Raw genomic sequence first — 15,815 nt, forward strand, 5'->3', positions numbered from 1 at the left:
TGCTACAATAACAGTAATACAGGATTGTGACCGGTAACGCGGGCAATGCCTAAGCTGATGCGAGTATCATTTTCTTAATGATATTGGGATCAACTTAGGCTTTTTTTGTACAAACTATATGGCGGGAGGTGAGATAGAGATGATTATCGAGAAGGTACTGAACAACAATGTACTTCTGACCAAGAATCAGAAAGGCAAGGAAGTCATTGTCATGGGCAGAGGGATTTCCTTCAACAAGGTGGCAGGGGATTATGTGGATCCGGCTAAGGTGGACAAGATTTTCCTGCTCAATGAGAACGAATTCACGGCACGGCTGACGGAGCTGCTGAATGATATTCCAGTGGTGCATCTGGAGCTGGCCAATGAGATCGTGATGTATGCGAACGGGGTGCTGGGCACAGAGCTGAGTGATAACCTGTACCTGACGCTGACGGACCACATTCATTTTGCGCTGCAGCGTTTCGATAAGGGAATCATGCTGAAGAACGCGATGCTGTTCGAAATCAAACGCTTTTATAAGAAGGAATATGAAATCGGGCTGGATGCCCTTAAGATTATCGAGCAGGCAACGGGCCTAGCGCTTGGTGAAGATGAAGCCGGTTTTATTGCCTTGCATCTGGTGAATGCCAGAATGGATGGCGGCAATGAGATGAGATCAACCGTCAAGATGACGGAAATCGTGCAGAATATTCTGAATATTGTTACCTATCACTACAAGCTGGTGCTTGATGAGACTTCGCTGAATTACTCGCGGTTCCTGACGCATCTGCAGTATTTCTCCATGCGGATCCTGAAGAAGGAGACCAATAACAGCGGCGAGGAGTTTCTGTATAACCAGGTGAGGCAGACTTATGTCAAGGCCTTCGAATGTGCAAGCAAGATCAATGAGTATCTGGAGAAATCCCATGGCCAGAGCTTAAGCAAGGATGAATATGTCTATCTGACCATTCACATCCAGCGGGTGACGGACCGTAACAGTCTGGAATAACACATTCCCTAAGCGAACCCTCTAACTTCATATTTTCCATCTTACAGGGTGTAACTGGTAATGCAGGCAAAACCTGAACTGACGGCAAAACTAGCGTTTTTTGACGCCCTTTTGCCCTGAGTTCAGGTTTTTCTTGTTTGCAGGGGGGGATATTAGAACTTGCTGGCACAACCCGCCTCTGCAGCGATGTTTAATCAATCGAGAAATATAAAGGAGCATACCCAAGTGAGCAATAAAGACTTATCCAAACAGATTATTACACTCGTTGGCGGAGAAGGTAATGTGAATTCCGTATTCCATTGTGCAACGCGCCTGAGATTCAAATTGAAGGATAACAGCAAGGCCAATAAAGCAGCGCTTGAAAAAACGCCGGGAGTCATTACCGTGGTGGAGAACAGCGGCCAGTTCCAGGTCGTCATCGGCAATAATGTCAGCCAGGTGTTTGAACAGATTATGAAGGAAACCTCTTTACAGGATGCAGAGAAAAGCGGTAATGACGACAGCTCCGAAAGTACCAGTGTACTCGGCAAAGCGGTTGATATTATTTCAAGCATCTTCTCTCCGATTCTCGGGGCGCTCGCCGGCGCAGGGATTCTCAAGGGCCTGCTGGCTCTGATTCTCTCGCTGGAATGGATCAGCGGTACCAGCGGTACGTATCTGATTCTCAATGCAGCGTCGGACAGCGTGTTCTACTTCCTGCCTGTGTTCCTGGCAGTTACAGCGGCGCGTAAATTCAAAGCCAATCAATTTGTCTCCATAGCAGTAGCCGGGGCGCTGATATACCCTTCGGTAATTGCTGCTGTGGGTTCGCCGGACCCGCTGAACTTCCTGGGGATCAAGATTGTGCTGATTAACTATTCCTCCAGTGTAATTCCGATCATTCTGGCGGTATGGGTACAATCCTATGTGGAGAAATGGTTCCGTTCGTTCATTCATGAATCGGTCCGAAATATTCTGGTTCCCATGTTCGCGCTCCTAATTGTAATTCCGCTTACGTTCCTGGCCTTCGGACCTGTAGGCTCACTGATCAGTGACGGTTTGGCATCCGGTTATACCTGGTTGTACAATCTTAGTCCTTTGGTTGCCGGAGCTATTGCCGGGGCATTCTGGCAGGTATTCGTGATCTTCGGCGTGCATTGGGGCTTTGTGCCGATCATGCTCAGCAACATTGCTACGCTGGGGTATGATACGATGCTGCCAATACTCTGCGCAGCAGTTCTGTCTCAGGCCGGTGCAGTATTCGGCGTATTCCTGAAATCCAGGAACCCGCAGCTCAAAGCTCTGGCCGGTTCTTCCACACTGGCAGCCATCTTCGGGATTACTGAACCGACAATCTACGGGGTTACCCTGAAGCTCAAGAAACCGTTCATCTATGCCTGTATCTCCGGTGCGATCGGCGGGGCGATTATTGCACAAGGCGGCGCAAGAGCACTGTCCTTCTCCTTGCCGGGACTGCTGGCCTTGCCGACTTATTTCGGAACCGGATTCATCTGGGTAATCATCGGCATACTTGTAGCCTTCGTACTCGCTGCTATTCTGGTATTTGTGCTTGGGTTTGATGACCCGGCAGCCGATACAGCAGCTTCTGTTAACTCAAGCGGACCGGTTAACCCAACTACGCCAACTATGATTGACAAGGAAATGGTGGTAAGTCCTCTGGCAGGAGCACTGCAGCCGCTCGAAAGTCTGCCCGATGAAGCTTTTGCTTCCGGCGCAATGGGTAAAGGCATTGTCATCGAGCCGTCCTCCGGAAAGCTGACTTCCCCGGTGAACGGAACGGTAACCACGGTATTCCCGACAGGGCATGCGATTGGCATTACTTCGGATGGCGGCGCAGAGCTGTTGATCCATGTAGGAGTCAACACGGTGAAGCTGAAAGGGAAACATTTTGACAAAAAGGTACAAGAGGGAGATAAGGTCGTGCAGGGTCAGCTCATACTGGAATTTGACCTGGAAGCTATCCGTGCGGCAGGCTTTGTAACATCAACCCCGGTCATTGTCACCAACTCGGCAGAATACCTCGATATTCTGAAGAATACCGGAAGCGAAGTAACAAACGGCGAAGCTTTGCTAACCCTAATACACTAGAGCCCGTGCTTCAATGAGCAGGTACTTACGACTTATAAAAAGGAGATACACATGACTAATTTCAAACAGAAATTTCCGGATAACTTCCTGTGGGGCGGGGCTACGGCCGCGAACCAGCTGGAAGGCGCTTTTGATCAGGGCGGCAAAGGCCTGTCCAGTGCGGATATGGTAGCCTACGTGCCCAAAGCGGAGCGCAGCAATGATCATGCCATCGAAATCAGCTCCGAGCGGATCGCGCAAATTCTGTCCGGCGAATTCAACGCACGTTTCCCGAAACGAGAAGGGGTCGACTTCTACCACCGCTACAAAGAGGACATCGCTTTATTTGCGGAAATGGGCTTCAAGGTGTTCCGTCTGTCGATCAACTGGGCCCGAATCTATCCGAATGGCGATGATGCCCAGCCGAATGAGGCCGGTCTTAAATTCTACGACGATGTATTCGATGAGCTGCATAAATACGGGATAGAGCCGCTGGTTACCCTGGCGCATTACGAAACCCCGCTCGGTCTGACGCAGAAATACAACGGCTGGGCCTCCCGCGAACTTGTGGGCTGCTTCACCCGCTATGCCGAAACGGTGTTCCGGCGTTATAAGGATAAAGTGAAATACTGGATCACCTTCAATGAGATCAACATGATGACCCTTAGCCCGTTCACCGGCGGCGGTGTTGTCATTGACCGTGCCGGGAATAAGCTGCAGACGATATACCAGGCCCTGCATCACCAGTTCATTGCGAGCTCGCTGGCTACCAAGCTGGTGCATGAGATTATCCCCGGTTCCCGGATGGGCTGTATGCTGGCGCGGATGGAGAGCTATGCGGCTACCTGTAATCCCGAGGATGTGCGGCTGAACCAGCATGAGAATCAGCTGAACCTGTACTTTACCGATGTCCATGCACGCGGCGAATATCCGAAATATATGGACCGTTATTTTGCAGAGCACAATATTGAACTTCACAAAGAGCCGGGCGATGATGAGCTTCTGAAGCAGTACACGGTGGATTATGTGGCATTCAGCTACTATATGACCCTCACGCTGTCAGTTAGTCCTGAAGGAGAGCGGGCGCAGGGTAATCTGTTCGGCGGGATAAGAAATCCTTATCTCAAAGCCTCGGAATGGGGCTGGCAGATCGACCCGACCGGGCTGCGGATTATGCTGAACACGATGTATGACCGTTACCAGAAACCGCTGTTTATCGTTGAAAATGGGCTTGGGGCGTATGACAAGGTTGAGCCGGACGGCTCCATCCATGACAGCTACCGCATCGATTATCTAAGACAGCATATTGCCCAGATGAAGGAAGCCATTATGGACGGTGTGGAACTGATCGGCTATACAAGCTGGGGACCGATTGACCTGGTGAGTATGTCTACTTCGGAAATGTCGAAGCGCTACGGCTTCATCTACGTGGATCTGGACGATGACGGTAACGGGACGTTGGACCGTTCGAAGAAAGACTCTTTCTATTGGTACAAAAAGGTCATCGCCAGCAATGGTGAAGAGCTATAGCCTGCGTTAAAAGAAAAGGAGATTCGCTGACCCGTATCCGGGTTCAGGAATCTCCTTTTTGCATGAATGTATATGTAGCCGGCCTATTCCATATAGATCTCTATGACCGCAATTTTGCGTTCGCGCGACAGATCAAGGAATTTGCCTTCGCTCTGCACGAGCGGCCGGAAGACATCCAGCGGGTTGTTCATAATAATTACCCCCATATCTCCGGTGCTGAGCAATACGCGTTTGCCGATAAAATTAGGCATTAGATGCTGAATGAAGGCTTGTACCGGTTTGCCGTTCAGCTTGCCGAAGCTGAGCGAGTTGATCTCGCGCAGTACGGAAATCAGCTCCTGCTTGGACTGGTAGACCCGGTGGGAGGTCATGGCGCTGTATATATCGGCGACCGCTGCAATCTGGGCATAAGGATGAATATCGTTCTTGGTAAGCTGGTGCGGATACCCGGAGCCGTCTTCACGTTCATGATGCTGCAAGGCGACTAAAGCTGTGAAAGGATCATTCATGGAATTCTGAATGATTTCGTGCCCGTAAACCGTATGTAGTTTGATTTCGTCGAATTCGGCAGCGGTCAGCTTGCCGGGTTTGTTCAGAATATCAGGGGAGATCCGGCATTTGCCGATATCGATCAGGTATCCTGCACGGCCGATCTCATAACACTCCGCCTTGGAATATCCCAGCCAGGAGGCAATATAATAAGATAGCATCCCTACCTGCAGGGAATGGTTGTAGGTATAATTGTCTTCCCGGTCAAGCAGCAGAAGGAGTGAGACGACATCTTTGTGTTTGTCGAGCGTGGATAACGTCGGCTGGAGAATATCGTCTACAACGGACTGATTGAAGCTTCCCTTAGTGAGTGCTTCCATATATAGAGATTCAAAACCATCGATCATGATGTCGAAGCTGCCGGAAGCAGCCTGGATGATTGAGGATCTGCTTGAGGGTGCGGGTTCTTCCTGCACCGTTTCAATATCTACATAATCTACGCCATGCTGTATCAGCTTGGCGATCTCCTCCAACTGGAGCCGTGATCCTTTGGGGAGTACATGCAGCCCGCGTGAGCTGAAGGTATCCATCCGCAGATGATCACCCGGTTTTAGATCCATGACGTGTACTCTCAATGAATATGCCACCTTACTATAGCGATTTTTTCCAGCATAGCAACAAAGCCGGGAATATTCAATGGTTTAGGAGTACTGTTTATAGCTGGAGGATTCTTCAGCCTGGGGATCTTTCCCGAGCCACTGTGAGCCTGAATCCCGGATATCCTTTTTCCATACGGGGACTGAGGCTTTAAGCGCCTCAATGGCGTAACGGCTGGCCTCATAACAGGTATCGCGATGCGGTGCGGACACGGCAATGACAACACTGGCTTCTTTGATCCCTACTAGCCCGATCCGGTGTGCAATTGCGCAGTGAGCCTGCCAGCGTTCTTGAATCTCGAGGCCTATCTCCTGCAGCTTCTTCAGTGCCATCGGCACGTAAGCTTCATAATGAAGGGCGTTTGTCTGCTGATCTCCAGTCATCTCCCTGGTCGTGCCGACAAAGAGGAGTGAGGCTCCGTGGTTAACATCCTGTACCTTCTCCAGGAGCAGCTCAGCCTTCAAGGGCTGATCCGTAATGCTGTAAAGGCCGTCTGCTGTCTCGTCAGCGGCAGCCTCAGGTTCTCCGCCGGACACGGGCGGGATCAATGCCACCTCGGAGCTTTCGGAAATTTCTGTATCATCTGGGGCATATTCCCGGTCAACGGCAACCAGGGATACATTGATCTGCGGAGCAGCATCGGGATACGAAGCGGAGAGCAGTTCTTTCAGTTTGCCGGCTGTCAAAGGCGACTCATGGGCATGAAATGTCAGAGTAGAGGAGCCGATGACTTCGGCCAGACCCGCAAACAGTCGAATGGACACATGCATGATTAAATCACCTCGTAATTACATAAGTTAGGACAGCTTATAATGATTACAATATACCATAATGAGCCTGAAAATGTTATGCTAACTCTAGAAGAGCACAAGCCTGCCGCTTACACTATAAACGGCTGTACAAGTGGGAGGGAAGCAAGCTTATGAAGCCTGAGCCGCAAAGATTAACCATTCTTCATACCAATGACATACATAGCCATTTTGAAATGATGAGTCCTGTCGCGGCAGAGATTTCTGCAATGAAGGCTGCTGCAGGCGAAGGTCCGGTGCTGCTGCTGGATATCGGGGACCATATGGACAGGGCTGCCGTAGAGACGGAAGGCACGATGGGGCAGGCTAACATCGATATTATGAATCTGACCGGATATGATGCCGTAACTATCGGCAACAACGAAGGCCTTACCTTCTCACAGGAGATGCTCTCGGCTATATTTACCGGCATCCAGTGTCCTGTGGTGTGCTGCAACTTCCTGGAGTCTGCAACCGGAGAGCCTCCGCATTGGATGCAGCGCCATGCCATCCTGGAGAAGGACGGGATCAAGATCGGGCTGACCGGTGCCACGGCAGCGTTCACTTCTTTCTACTCCCTGCTGGGCTGGGATGTGCTGGACCCTGAAGAAGCGCTGCGTGAGCAGTGTGAACTGCTGGCACCGCAAGTGGATATCCTAATTATTCTGTCTCATCTGGGGCTGCCCGCAGACCAGAAGCTGGCAGAGAATCTGGAAGGTGTACATGCCATTCTGGGCGGACATACCCACCACATGCTTGAGAAGCCGCAGATGATAGGCGGCACGGCTGTATGCGGCGCCGGCAAATTCGGCCGGTACCTCGGACGGCTGGTATTTAAGCGGGATCAGCCTGACGGAGCCTTCCGGCTGGCTGAAGGGGAATGTACCGCAGTCAATGGCGCGCTGACTGAAGAGATCATCGCTCCGGCGGCAGCAATTCACCTGCAGCGCGGCCGTGAGGTGCTGCTGGAGACCGTTGCCATCAGCGACCGCGGGCTGCCGCTCGACCTGCAGGGCGAATCACCGTTTGGCAACCTGCTGGCACAGGCTGTCCGCCGCTTCACGGGCAGCTCCTTCTCGCTTGTCAATTCCGGGCAGCTGCTCGGCTCCCTGCCGGAGGGCAATATTACGGCAGGCATGCTGCATGCCCTATGCCCTTCCCCGATTAATCCGTGCATTGTACAGCTCACCGGCAAGGATATCCGCACTGCGCTGGAACAGAGTCTAATGGAGGAATACCGCAACAAGGTAATCTACGGCTACGGATTCCGGGGGAATATGCTGGGCAGTCTGGCTGTCGACGGATTAAAAATCTTGTACGATCCAAGGGTCATGCCGTATGATAACGGTATTGCGATTTTTGTCGGCGGAGAGAAGCTGGAAGACGAACGGGAGTATAGCGTCGGCACGCTGGATATGTTTACATTCCGCACAGGGTATGAGAGTATAGCGAATGGCCGGGAGCCTGTCTATTTGCTGCCCCATTTTCTGCGCGATCTGCTGCGGATGGAGCTCCAGCGCCCGGGGAGCCTCGATGAGAGCGAAGTTGCCCGCTGGGTGAGCCTGGCCACCTGATACATCCCGCAATTCATTCAAACATTAGAAGTCATAGCTGCACCAGGTTTCATTGACTAGATCAGGAGGATTATATGGATACAATTACAGCAATAATTCTGGCAATTGTTGAAGGAATAACCGAGTTTATTCCGGTATCATCAACGGGACACATGATTCTTACCACGAAGCTGCTGGGGTTTGACGAGCAGGATTCCATTATGAAGACGTATGAGATTGTCATTCAGCTTGGGGCCATTCTGGCCATTGCCATTGTCTACCGCCAGCGGATTCTGAATCTCCTGGGGATCGGCCGCAGCGGCAGAAGCAGAGGCGGAGTCATGCCGGCATCACGCCTGAACCTGATTCATGTGCTGCTGGGTATAGTGCCTGCGCTCGCCGTAGCTTTTTTCGCCCGTGATTTCATCAAAAGCCTGTTCGGCGCATCTACGGTTCTCTGGGCACTGGTGGCCGGCGGGATTCTGATGATCATCGCGGAATGGGTCAACAAACGCAAGATTCGCGTGACCGCGCATGAGCTGGATGATCTGTCCTACGGGCAGGCGCTGGCGATCGGGCTCTATCAGATCATTTCCGTACTCTGGCCAGGGTTCTCCCGTTCCGGTTCGACCATCTCCGGGGGGATGCTCAGCGGGGTCAGCTACAAGGCTTCGGCGGATTTCTCCTTCCTCATCGCGATTCCGATTATGTGTGCAGCCTCGGGCTATGAACTGCTGGATTCCTACCGCAATTTCACGAATGATACGATCTGGTATTTCGCTATTGGCTTCGTGATTTCTTTCGTGGTGTCCTATGTGGTAGTTGTTCTGTTCATGAGGATGATCCAGAAGATCAGACCGACCCATTTCGCGATTTACCGGTTCATACTTGCGGCTGTCTTCTGGCTGTTCATTATGCGTTAAGCTCACCCGGCTTAGCATCACCGGGCAAGAGAGGCAGTCTTACATACATCCGCTTGTCCGGTCGCTCAAGGTAACGGTATAGGCACAGCGTTTGACCCAAGGATTCCGAAACAGAATAGCAATTTACCGTTAAAGGCAGGAGTGAGCCAAGGTGCGTTTAGTATCCGTGAATCGGCTTCAGGCGGGAATGAAGCTGGGTAAAAAAATTTATAATGATGAAGGACTGGTTCTGCTCGCTGATGGAGTAGAGCTTACTGATGCCCTGATCAAGCGGCTCGCTAGGATCGATATCGGCTATATCTATATAGAGGATTCCGTCACGGAAGATGTCGTGATTCCCGGAATGCTGCAGGATGAGACGCGAAATCAGGCGCTCAAGGTAATCAGAAATCAATTTCAGCAAATGTCCGGCGCTTCGGGAATTACCAAGGGCTTCTACCACCTGGATAAGAAATTCTCCAAAGTGATGGATTCCATACTGGACGATATGTCGGCTCAGGAAGATCCGATGATTATGCTGCTGGATATGCACACCGCAGACAACTATCTGTATGTGCATTCCCTGAACGTATGCCTCTACACACTGGTGCTTGGCATTGCCCATGGCTACAGCAAGGAAGAACTGCGGGTCATCGGACTCGGTTCGCTGCTGCATGACATCGGCAAGACACAGATTCCGGTCAAAATTGTTCAGAAGCCCGGGATGCTTAGTGAAGATGAATTCAAGCATATGCAGGCGCATACCGAGATCGGTTACCGGATTCTTAAGGAAGAGCCGAATATCCCGCTGCTCGCGGCCCATTGTGCACTGCAGCATCATGAGCGGATCGACGGTTCCGGCTATCCGCGCGGTCTGACTGGTCCGCAGATTCATGAATATGCGAAGTGGCTGGGTGTGGCGGATTCCTATGATGCGATGACCTCCAACCGGATATACAAAAAAGCCATGCTGCCGCATCAGGCGGTCGAGGCGCTGTACGTCGGCTCCGGCACGCTGTATGAGCAGAAGCAGCTGGAGATTTTCAGAGACCGTGTGGCGATCTATCCTCTGGGGCTTACCGTCAAGCTTAGCACCGGCGAGAGCGGTGTTGTGGTCAAGATTGATCCCAGCATACCGCACAGACCCGTTGTACGTGTGCTTAACGGCCCGGAAGGGGAACCGGTCACCCCTTATGAGCATGATCTTGGCAAAGCCCTCTCTGTGGTCATTGTTGATGTGACTGACGGGGGAGAGCTTATAGTGAAGAGCACTTGATTAGCGTTGTTAGCAGCGAGGAAAGAATACAGGTGTCCGCTTGGCTGCGGAGCTGTATTCTCAGCCTTGCTGTTTTTTTGAAATTAAAGCAAATAAGCGGCAGATGCGCAGTTTTTCGCTTGTCGTGGTATGATATAGCGTAAGTTATCGTTCTTTTTCAATTGTTTTGGGTTAATAATAAGGAATAAGCATTAAAGGAGCATTAAGAAATGAGTATATTAGAGCCATCATCATCATCAATACCTGTACAAGAGCTGTCGCCGGAGTACGATCCCTGGGATCCGATTACCTCTCTTCGCCAGCACGGGCGGCATGTGCTGACCAGCGTAGAGATGACGGTGACCAATCTGTGCAACATGCGCTGTGAGCACTGCGCAGTTGGAGACAGCCTGACTATGAAAGAAGGGGAGCTGCTGCCACTCACCAATATGCTGCGCCGTCTGGAAGAGGTAGAGCATCTGCAGACCATCAGCATCACCGGCGGGGAGCCGATGTTCCGTGCCGGAACGGTGGAGAATACCATCGTGCCGCTGCTGAAATATGCACGTGAGCGGGGGATCCGTTCTCAGATCAACTCGAATCTTACCATGCCGTATTCCCGTTATGAGCAGCTGCTTCCATACCTGGATGTCATGCATATCTCTTTCAACTATGTTAACGGGGATGACTTCCATGAGGTGGGCTTCGCGAACAGCGGGCATCCGGTCTCGAAGGATGCCGCCTACCGTCTGTATGACACCATGCTGGAGAATTCCCGCCGGCTTAGCAATGACGGTATGCTTATCTCGGCGGAGTCGATGATTAATTACCGTACGCATACCAAGCTCCCGCAGATCCACAAGCTGATCGGGGAGATGGGGGCAAGACGCCATGAGGTGCATCCGATGTATGCCTCCAGCTTCGCTTCGAAGCTGCCCGTATTGTCACTCCAAGAGATGAATGCAGCCATTCATTCCCTGCTGGATGCCCGGGACCCTGAGATGTGGATGCTGTTCGGCACGCTGCCGTTCTTCGCCTGCAGCTTCCTCGAGGAAGACCAGCAGCTGCTGCGCAGACTGCGCAGTGAGAAGAATGTTACTCTGCGCAATGACCCGGACGGAAGAAACCGGGTGAACGTAAATTTATTTACGGGCGATGTATTCGTAACAGATTTCGCCGATATTTCCGCATTTGGCAATATCAGCAGCACCAGGCTGGATGACATTTTCACCGAGTGGCAGACTAAGCATCCGCTGAATCAGAAAGTGAATTGCTACTGCGATGCCGCCGGCTGCTGCGGGCCCAACCTTCTGGTAGCCGATATGTATTATCCTGAGGTTGATTTCAAGACAAGAAAAGCGATCACTCTGTAGAAATGGGGCGTTATTATAGTGCATACGGAATTCGACATAGGAAGCTTAGTGCTTAATCTTTTGCTCGTTCTGGTGCTCGTATTATTGAATGGGATCTTCGTTGCGGCGGAGTTCTCGCTGGTAAAGGTCAGACAGTCACGTCTGACCCAGCTGGTCAGCGAAGGCAACAAAATGGCCGGGTATGCGCTGAAGGTCAATAAAAGACTGGATTCGTATCTGTCTGCCACCCAGTTCGGGATTACGCTCGCCTCGCTGGGACTCGGCTGGGTCGGAGAACCGGCGATCTCTGAGCTGCTGGTGGAACCGCTGATGTATCAGCTTGGCGTATCGGATCAGACCCTGATCTCTACGGTATCTGTGATTATCGGGTTCTCGATTATTACCTTCTTACATATTGTGCTGGGTGAGCTTGCACCGAAGTCCCTGGCGATTCAAAAAACTGAAGGCTCAGCGCTGCTGCTGTCCGCTCCGCTGATGTTCTTCTATAATGTGTTCCTGCCCTTCATCTGGGTGCTGAATGCGTCAGCTAATGCGCTGCTGAGGCTGGTTGGTGTTGAACCGGCCAGTGAAGCCGAAGCTGCCCACTCTGAAGAGGAGATCCGTATCCTGATGAATCAGAGTGCGAAAAGCGGGGTTATCGACAAGGATGAGATGAAGCTGATGGACAACATCTTCGAATTCTCCGATCTGCTGGCCCGTGAAGTGATGCTCCCGCGTACGGATATGGATGTACTGTACAGCAATCTCCCGCTGGAGGAGAATATGCGGATCATTACGGAAACGAAGCATTCCCGGTATCCGGTAGCCTTCGAGGATAAGGACCGGATTATCGGCTTCATCCATATTACAGATCTTCTCTTCGCACCGCTGGAGCAGCAGAATGACCTGGCTTCACTGGTCCGGCCGATTCTGAATGTGCCGGAATCGATGGAGATCAGCCATGCGCTCCGTCTGATGCAGAAGAACAAAGCCCAGCTGACCCTGGTCGTAGACGAATATGGTGGGACGGCGGGGCTGCTGACCGCCGAAGAGATTCTGGAAGAGATCGTCGGCGATCTGCATGACGAATTCGAGGATGAACGCCCGAGTGTGGAGTATAGTGGAGAATATATTTCCGTTGAAGGCCGCATGCTGATTGAAGACGTGAATGATCTTACTGGCGTCATCATCGAGGATGAAGAAGTGGATTCGATTGGCGGCTGGCTGTTCAAGGAGCTGGAGGGGAATCCGTCCAAAGGCAAACAGGTGGTGGTCGGCGACGTCACCTTTGAGGTAGAGGAGTCCACCCGGCTGCGGATTACCCGGATTAATATTCACCGGGCGAATCCGCCGGAGTCCGCAGAGGATGCAGAAGATACGGAAGAAGATAAAGAGTAAGCAGGGCAATTGCTGAAATGAAGCAGTTAAAATGTAACAGGGTACACTTGCGAACCCCGCTATTACGAAATGCTGGAGCTTGCCAAACATCCGGAAGGCCACCGTTATGCAAAAAGAGACCTGTCTCCGAACATTAACTTTTTCATGAATGTACCTGTAACGCCTGAGGGCGGGTTAACGTTTGAGGATGGCGTATCCGGACCAGGATGTTATGTGGAGCTCCAATCCAGCTGCCATTCCATGGTGCTGATCAGCAATTGCCCTCAATTGAACAATCCATGCAACGCCTATAATCCTACGCCGGTCCAAGTGCTTATTTGGAACGAATAGAGCAGCTGGATTATATTGCATAAGTTAACGAATACATTTGGCAGCCAGTCTAAGGACGGGCTGCTTTTTGGCGTGACCGGTAAAGAACTTCAATTTCAAAAAATTATTACATCAGGGCTGTCTACATTTTCTAGAGAGTGCCCTTCACCTTTCGCACCGCTATCCACATAGACAGGAAGGATCTGTTTCAAGTGAATAATGTTAGCGTTGGCGAGCAGGACAAGCAGGACCATGATCATAATAATCGGTCCTAGGAATTCGCTGCAGCGGACAATCCCTTCGATCGATCCCGCATAAGTAACTTATGTAATTAACAGGACCATCAGCAGAATGATTGATTTTATAGGCGTTTCTGGAAGGGGATAAATATAGAGACCTTGACATTTGTTACATGCATCGTTAATATATCGATATATATAAATGTATTAATATATGGAAAGGGGGGCCTGCTATGAAGCTTGACGACAACACGCTAAAAAATGCGGTAAAAATATATAAAGCCCTCGGGGAGCCTACGCGATTGAAAATAGTTGCTCTGCTCAGCAAGCATGAGGAACTCAGCTGTTCCGGGATCGGGGAGCATTTGAACTTTCCGGGTTCAACTCTTTCCCATCATTTGAAGCAACTGCAGGAGTGCGGCCTGCTTGAACTGGTAAGAAAAGAAGGAACCTATCATATCTATAAGCTAAACCAAGCAACACTTAAAAATTATATTTCAGCAGAGTTTGAAATGTAATTTTTTTTGCTCAATAGATCGATATATTTAAATGTATTAAAGGAGGGATATCCGAGTAACCGTCCGCTTCATCTTATATCACTTTGGAGGTGTTCAAATATGTCAAGCTATACCTTAACAGCAGACAATAAGAAAATTACGTGGGGAACTTCTGTTGAGATTGCTCCGTTACTCCGTGCCAAGCCTTCTATTCTTACAGTGCAGGAGGATGGGAGCGTAGATTGGCGTCTTGCCGAGGGAGTATATGTAGCCAAGGATATTGTAAGAGAACTGGATATTTTATTGGAAGCTGTGCTGCTTAGACTTGGTGAAGCGGCGGATCACAGGCTGCTGCTGGATAATCTGCAGGCTAATCTGGCGATTGAGGGCAGAGAAGCGGATTTGCCGCTGGGTCAGCTGGAACTTACAGGAAAAGCCGGAGTTGAAGTGACCCGCCAAGCCAGACAGATTGGGGAAAAGCTGTCCCTTTGGGCCCGCGAATATAATGTGGAGAAGTCAGCTGCCAGACAGCATGACCCTCAAACGCTGGGAAATGTGTATTTCCGAAGCCATTGCGAGAACCATCTTTGGACGCACAGAGTAGCGGATTTATTGATGGGTCCGGCTGGAGGACCTGTTGTTATGCAGATGTTCAATGAATATTTGCACCAGTTCATTCTCCTAAGAGATGCGCTGCTTCCTTTCGAGAATTGGGAAGAGGTTCCGATTGAGATCAGGCAGGGGGCAGGCAGCGACAGAGGAGTAAGATTTATTGAACAACCGCGTGCCAAGTTCCTCACGGCAATTATGAGCAAGAAAATCACGCACAAAGCGTTGGTTGAATACGCACAAGGCTGGTTAAGTCCTGAATTATCCGCTGTGGGATACGGGTTCCAATACCGGCTGGGGACGATTCTTCCGGCGAGTCTGAACGGACATCCGGGAACTGCCCCGGGCTATCTTCTTCAGTGGTATCCCGTATGGACGGTTTTGGCGGATGCTGCAGGTGCAGCTGTGCCTGTTGCTTTCCGCTACGGGGAAGAGGAGTATTTTGCGGCACCGCGAAGCCAGGTCCTTGCGGGGGAAGCATGGAATCTGGCTCAGCCTGATCCACAGCAATTGCAGCATGTTACCGAAGCACGTATCGTCCCGGTTACGGTTCAAGATCGTGTACTCCTTAACTATGATTTGGAGCTGGATGGGGTTACCTATCGGGTGGACCTGGGTCAAATCTTCAGAGGGCATCGCTTTATGTACCGGCCGAACGGTCAGGTTGAACCCGGGCTGCCAGCAAGCCCCGCAGAATATGCGGATATTACCGGACACCGTCCAGCAGATATTCTCGGCTTGCCGGGGCTGGTCACGGATAAGGAAGGCATCCATGTGATCTCCGCCGGAGGAAATCCGCTTGTGCTGTGGGCCTTGCTCGGGAAAATATACCCAGAGAATGTTGTTGTGTTAGACAGCCTTTCCGATCACGGGCTCCGGTCTGCCCAAAGTGCGGGAAAAGGATTTGGACCTAAATTTTTTGTCTTTTAGGAAATTCTGGACAGTGAAAAGTTCTTGTCGGCGGCTGCAGAAAGCGTAAGGTCAGATTTATCGAAAATGAACAAGACAATTTTGTTATGCCGTCAGACGGGGCTTTGAGTTGAGGGATTCACCTAACTACGAATTATCCGTATTCTATTACCAAGCTCTGTCCATGACTAAAACAGACGCAGAGGAAAAGAGGAAAATAAAGATAAGCGCGAGAGAATCGTCAATATAGCGGCTATATTTTAACGGGAACAT

General features: G+C 50.9%; 12 protein-coding genes and 1 pseudogene. 11 read left to right on the top strand and 2 right to left on the bottom strand.

Annotated elements, in window-relative coordinates; all coding sequences use genetic code 11:
- The first annotated feature begins 139 nt into the window (after positions 1 to 139).
- The 3 genes from licT to P40081_RS10480 all read left to right on the top strand — a co-directional run bounded on the left by licT (position 140) and on the right by P40081_RS10480 (position 4,585).
- Positions 140 to 988 (top strand): BglG family transcription antiterminator LicT, encoded by an 849-nt coding sequence (gene licT / locus P40081_RS10470; protein ID WP_042135285.1) that lies wholly within the window; start codon positions 140 to 142, stop codon positions 986 to 988.
- A gap of 225 nt (positions 989 to 1,213) precedes the next feature.
- Positions 1,214 to 3,076, top strand: coding sequence for a beta-glucoside-specific PTS transporter subunit IIABC (locus tag P40081_RS10475; protein ID WP_042135287.1), 1,863 nt, complete (start codon positions 1,214 to 1,216; stop codon positions 3,074 to 3,076).
- Positions 3,077 to 3,127: 51 nt separating this feature from the next.
- Positions 3,128 to 4,585: a glycoside hydrolase family 1 protein gene (locus P40081_RS10480; protein ID WP_039300205.1), complete on the top strand. Its 1,458-nt coding sequence runs from the start codon at positions 3,128 to 3,130 to the stop codon at positions 4,583 to 4,585.
- An 83-nt stretch (positions 4,586 to 4,668) separates the two neighbouring features.
- Here the strand turns inward: P40081_RS10480 and P40081_RS10485 are convergent, their stop codons facing one another.
- Together P40081_RS10485 and P40081_RS10490 are read right to left on the bottom strand one after the other, a co-directional pair.
- Positions 4,669 to 5,709 carry an HD-GYP domain-containing protein gene (locus tag P40081_RS10485; protein ID WP_042135288.1) on the bottom strand — a complete coding sequence of 347 codons (1,041 nt, stop codon included), beginning with the start codon at positions 5,707 to 5,709 and terminating at the stop codon, positions 4,669 to 4,671.
- 66 nt (positions 5,710 to 5,775) lie between these two features.
- Positions 5,776 to 6,501 (bottom strand): molybdenum cofactor biosynthesis protein, encoded by a 726-nt coding sequence (locus tag P40081_RS10490; RefSeq protein ID WP_042135290.1) that lies wholly within the window; start codon positions 6,499 to 6,501, stop codon positions 5,776 to 5,778.
- A gap of 152 nt (positions 6,502 to 6,653) precedes the next feature.
- Here P40081_RS10490 and P40081_RS10495 point away from each other — a divergent pair, with 152 nt between their 5' ends.
- The 8 genes and pseudogenes from P40081_RS10495 (at position 6,654) to P40081_RS10530 (ending at position 15,563) form a co-directional block, all read left to right on the top strand.
- Positions 6,654 to 8,093, top strand: a complete 1,440-nt coding sequence (locus P40081_RS10495; RefSeq protein ID WP_042135292.1) for a bifunctional metallophosphatase/5'-nucleotidase — start codon at positions 6,654 to 6,656, stop codon at positions 8,091 to 8,093.
- Between the two features lie 74 nt (positions 8,094 to 8,167).
- Positions 8,168 to 8,995 carry an undecaprenyl-diphosphate phosphatase gene (locus P40081_RS10500; protein WP_042135294.1) on the top strand — a complete coding sequence of 276 codons (828 nt, stop codon included), beginning with the start codon at positions 8,168 to 8,170 and terminating at the stop codon, positions 8,993 to 8,995.
- 151 nt (positions 8,996 to 9,146) lie between these two features.
- A complete protein-coding gene (locus P40081_RS10505; RefSeq protein ID WP_042135295.1) occupies positions 9,147 to 10,250 on the top strand; it encodes an HD-GYP domain-containing protein in 1,104 nt (367 codons plus the stop codon).
- A gap of 209 nt (positions 10,251 to 10,459) precedes the next feature.
- Entirely contained in the window at positions 10,460 to 11,602 is a 1,143-nt protein-coding gene (gene yfkAB, locus P40081_RS10510; protein WP_042135297.1) for a radical SAM/CxCxxxxC motif protein YfkAB, read from the top strand.
- A gap of 18 nt (positions 11,603 to 11,620) precedes the next feature.
- A complete protein-coding gene (locus tag P40081_RS10515) occupies positions 11,621 to 12,979 on the top strand; it encodes a hemolysin family protein (protein WP_042135299.1) in 1,359 nt (452 codons plus the stop codon).
- A gap of 69 nt (positions 12,980 to 13,048) precedes the next feature.
- Positions 13,049 to 13,309: pseudogene (locus tag P40081_RS10520) on the top strand (DUF1989 domain-containing protein); the annotation flags it as partial.
- Positions 13,310 to 13,760: 451 nt separating this feature from the next.
- On the top strand, positions 13,761 to 14,045 hold the full coding sequence (locus tag P40081_RS10525) for an ArsR/SmtB family transcription factor (RefSeq protein ID WP_042135303.1): 285 nt from the start codon (positions 13,761 to 13,763) through the stop codon (positions 14,043 to 14,045).
- A gap of 99 nt (positions 14,046 to 14,144) precedes the next feature.
- The gene (locus P40081_RS10530) at positions 14,145 to 15,563 is read left to right on the top strand and encodes a hypothetical protein (RefSeq protein ID WP_042135304.1); all 1,419 of its coding nucleotides are present in this window, start codon (positions 14,145 to 14,147) and stop codon (positions 15,561 to 15,563) included.
- Positions 15,564 to 15,815: the final 252 nt, after the last annotated feature.

Source organism: Paenibacillus sp. FSL P4-0081 (assembly GCF_000758565.1).
GTDB lineage: Bacteria > Bacillota > Bacilli > Paenibacillales > Paenibacillaceae > Paenibacillus_AQ > Paenibacillus_AQ phytohabitans.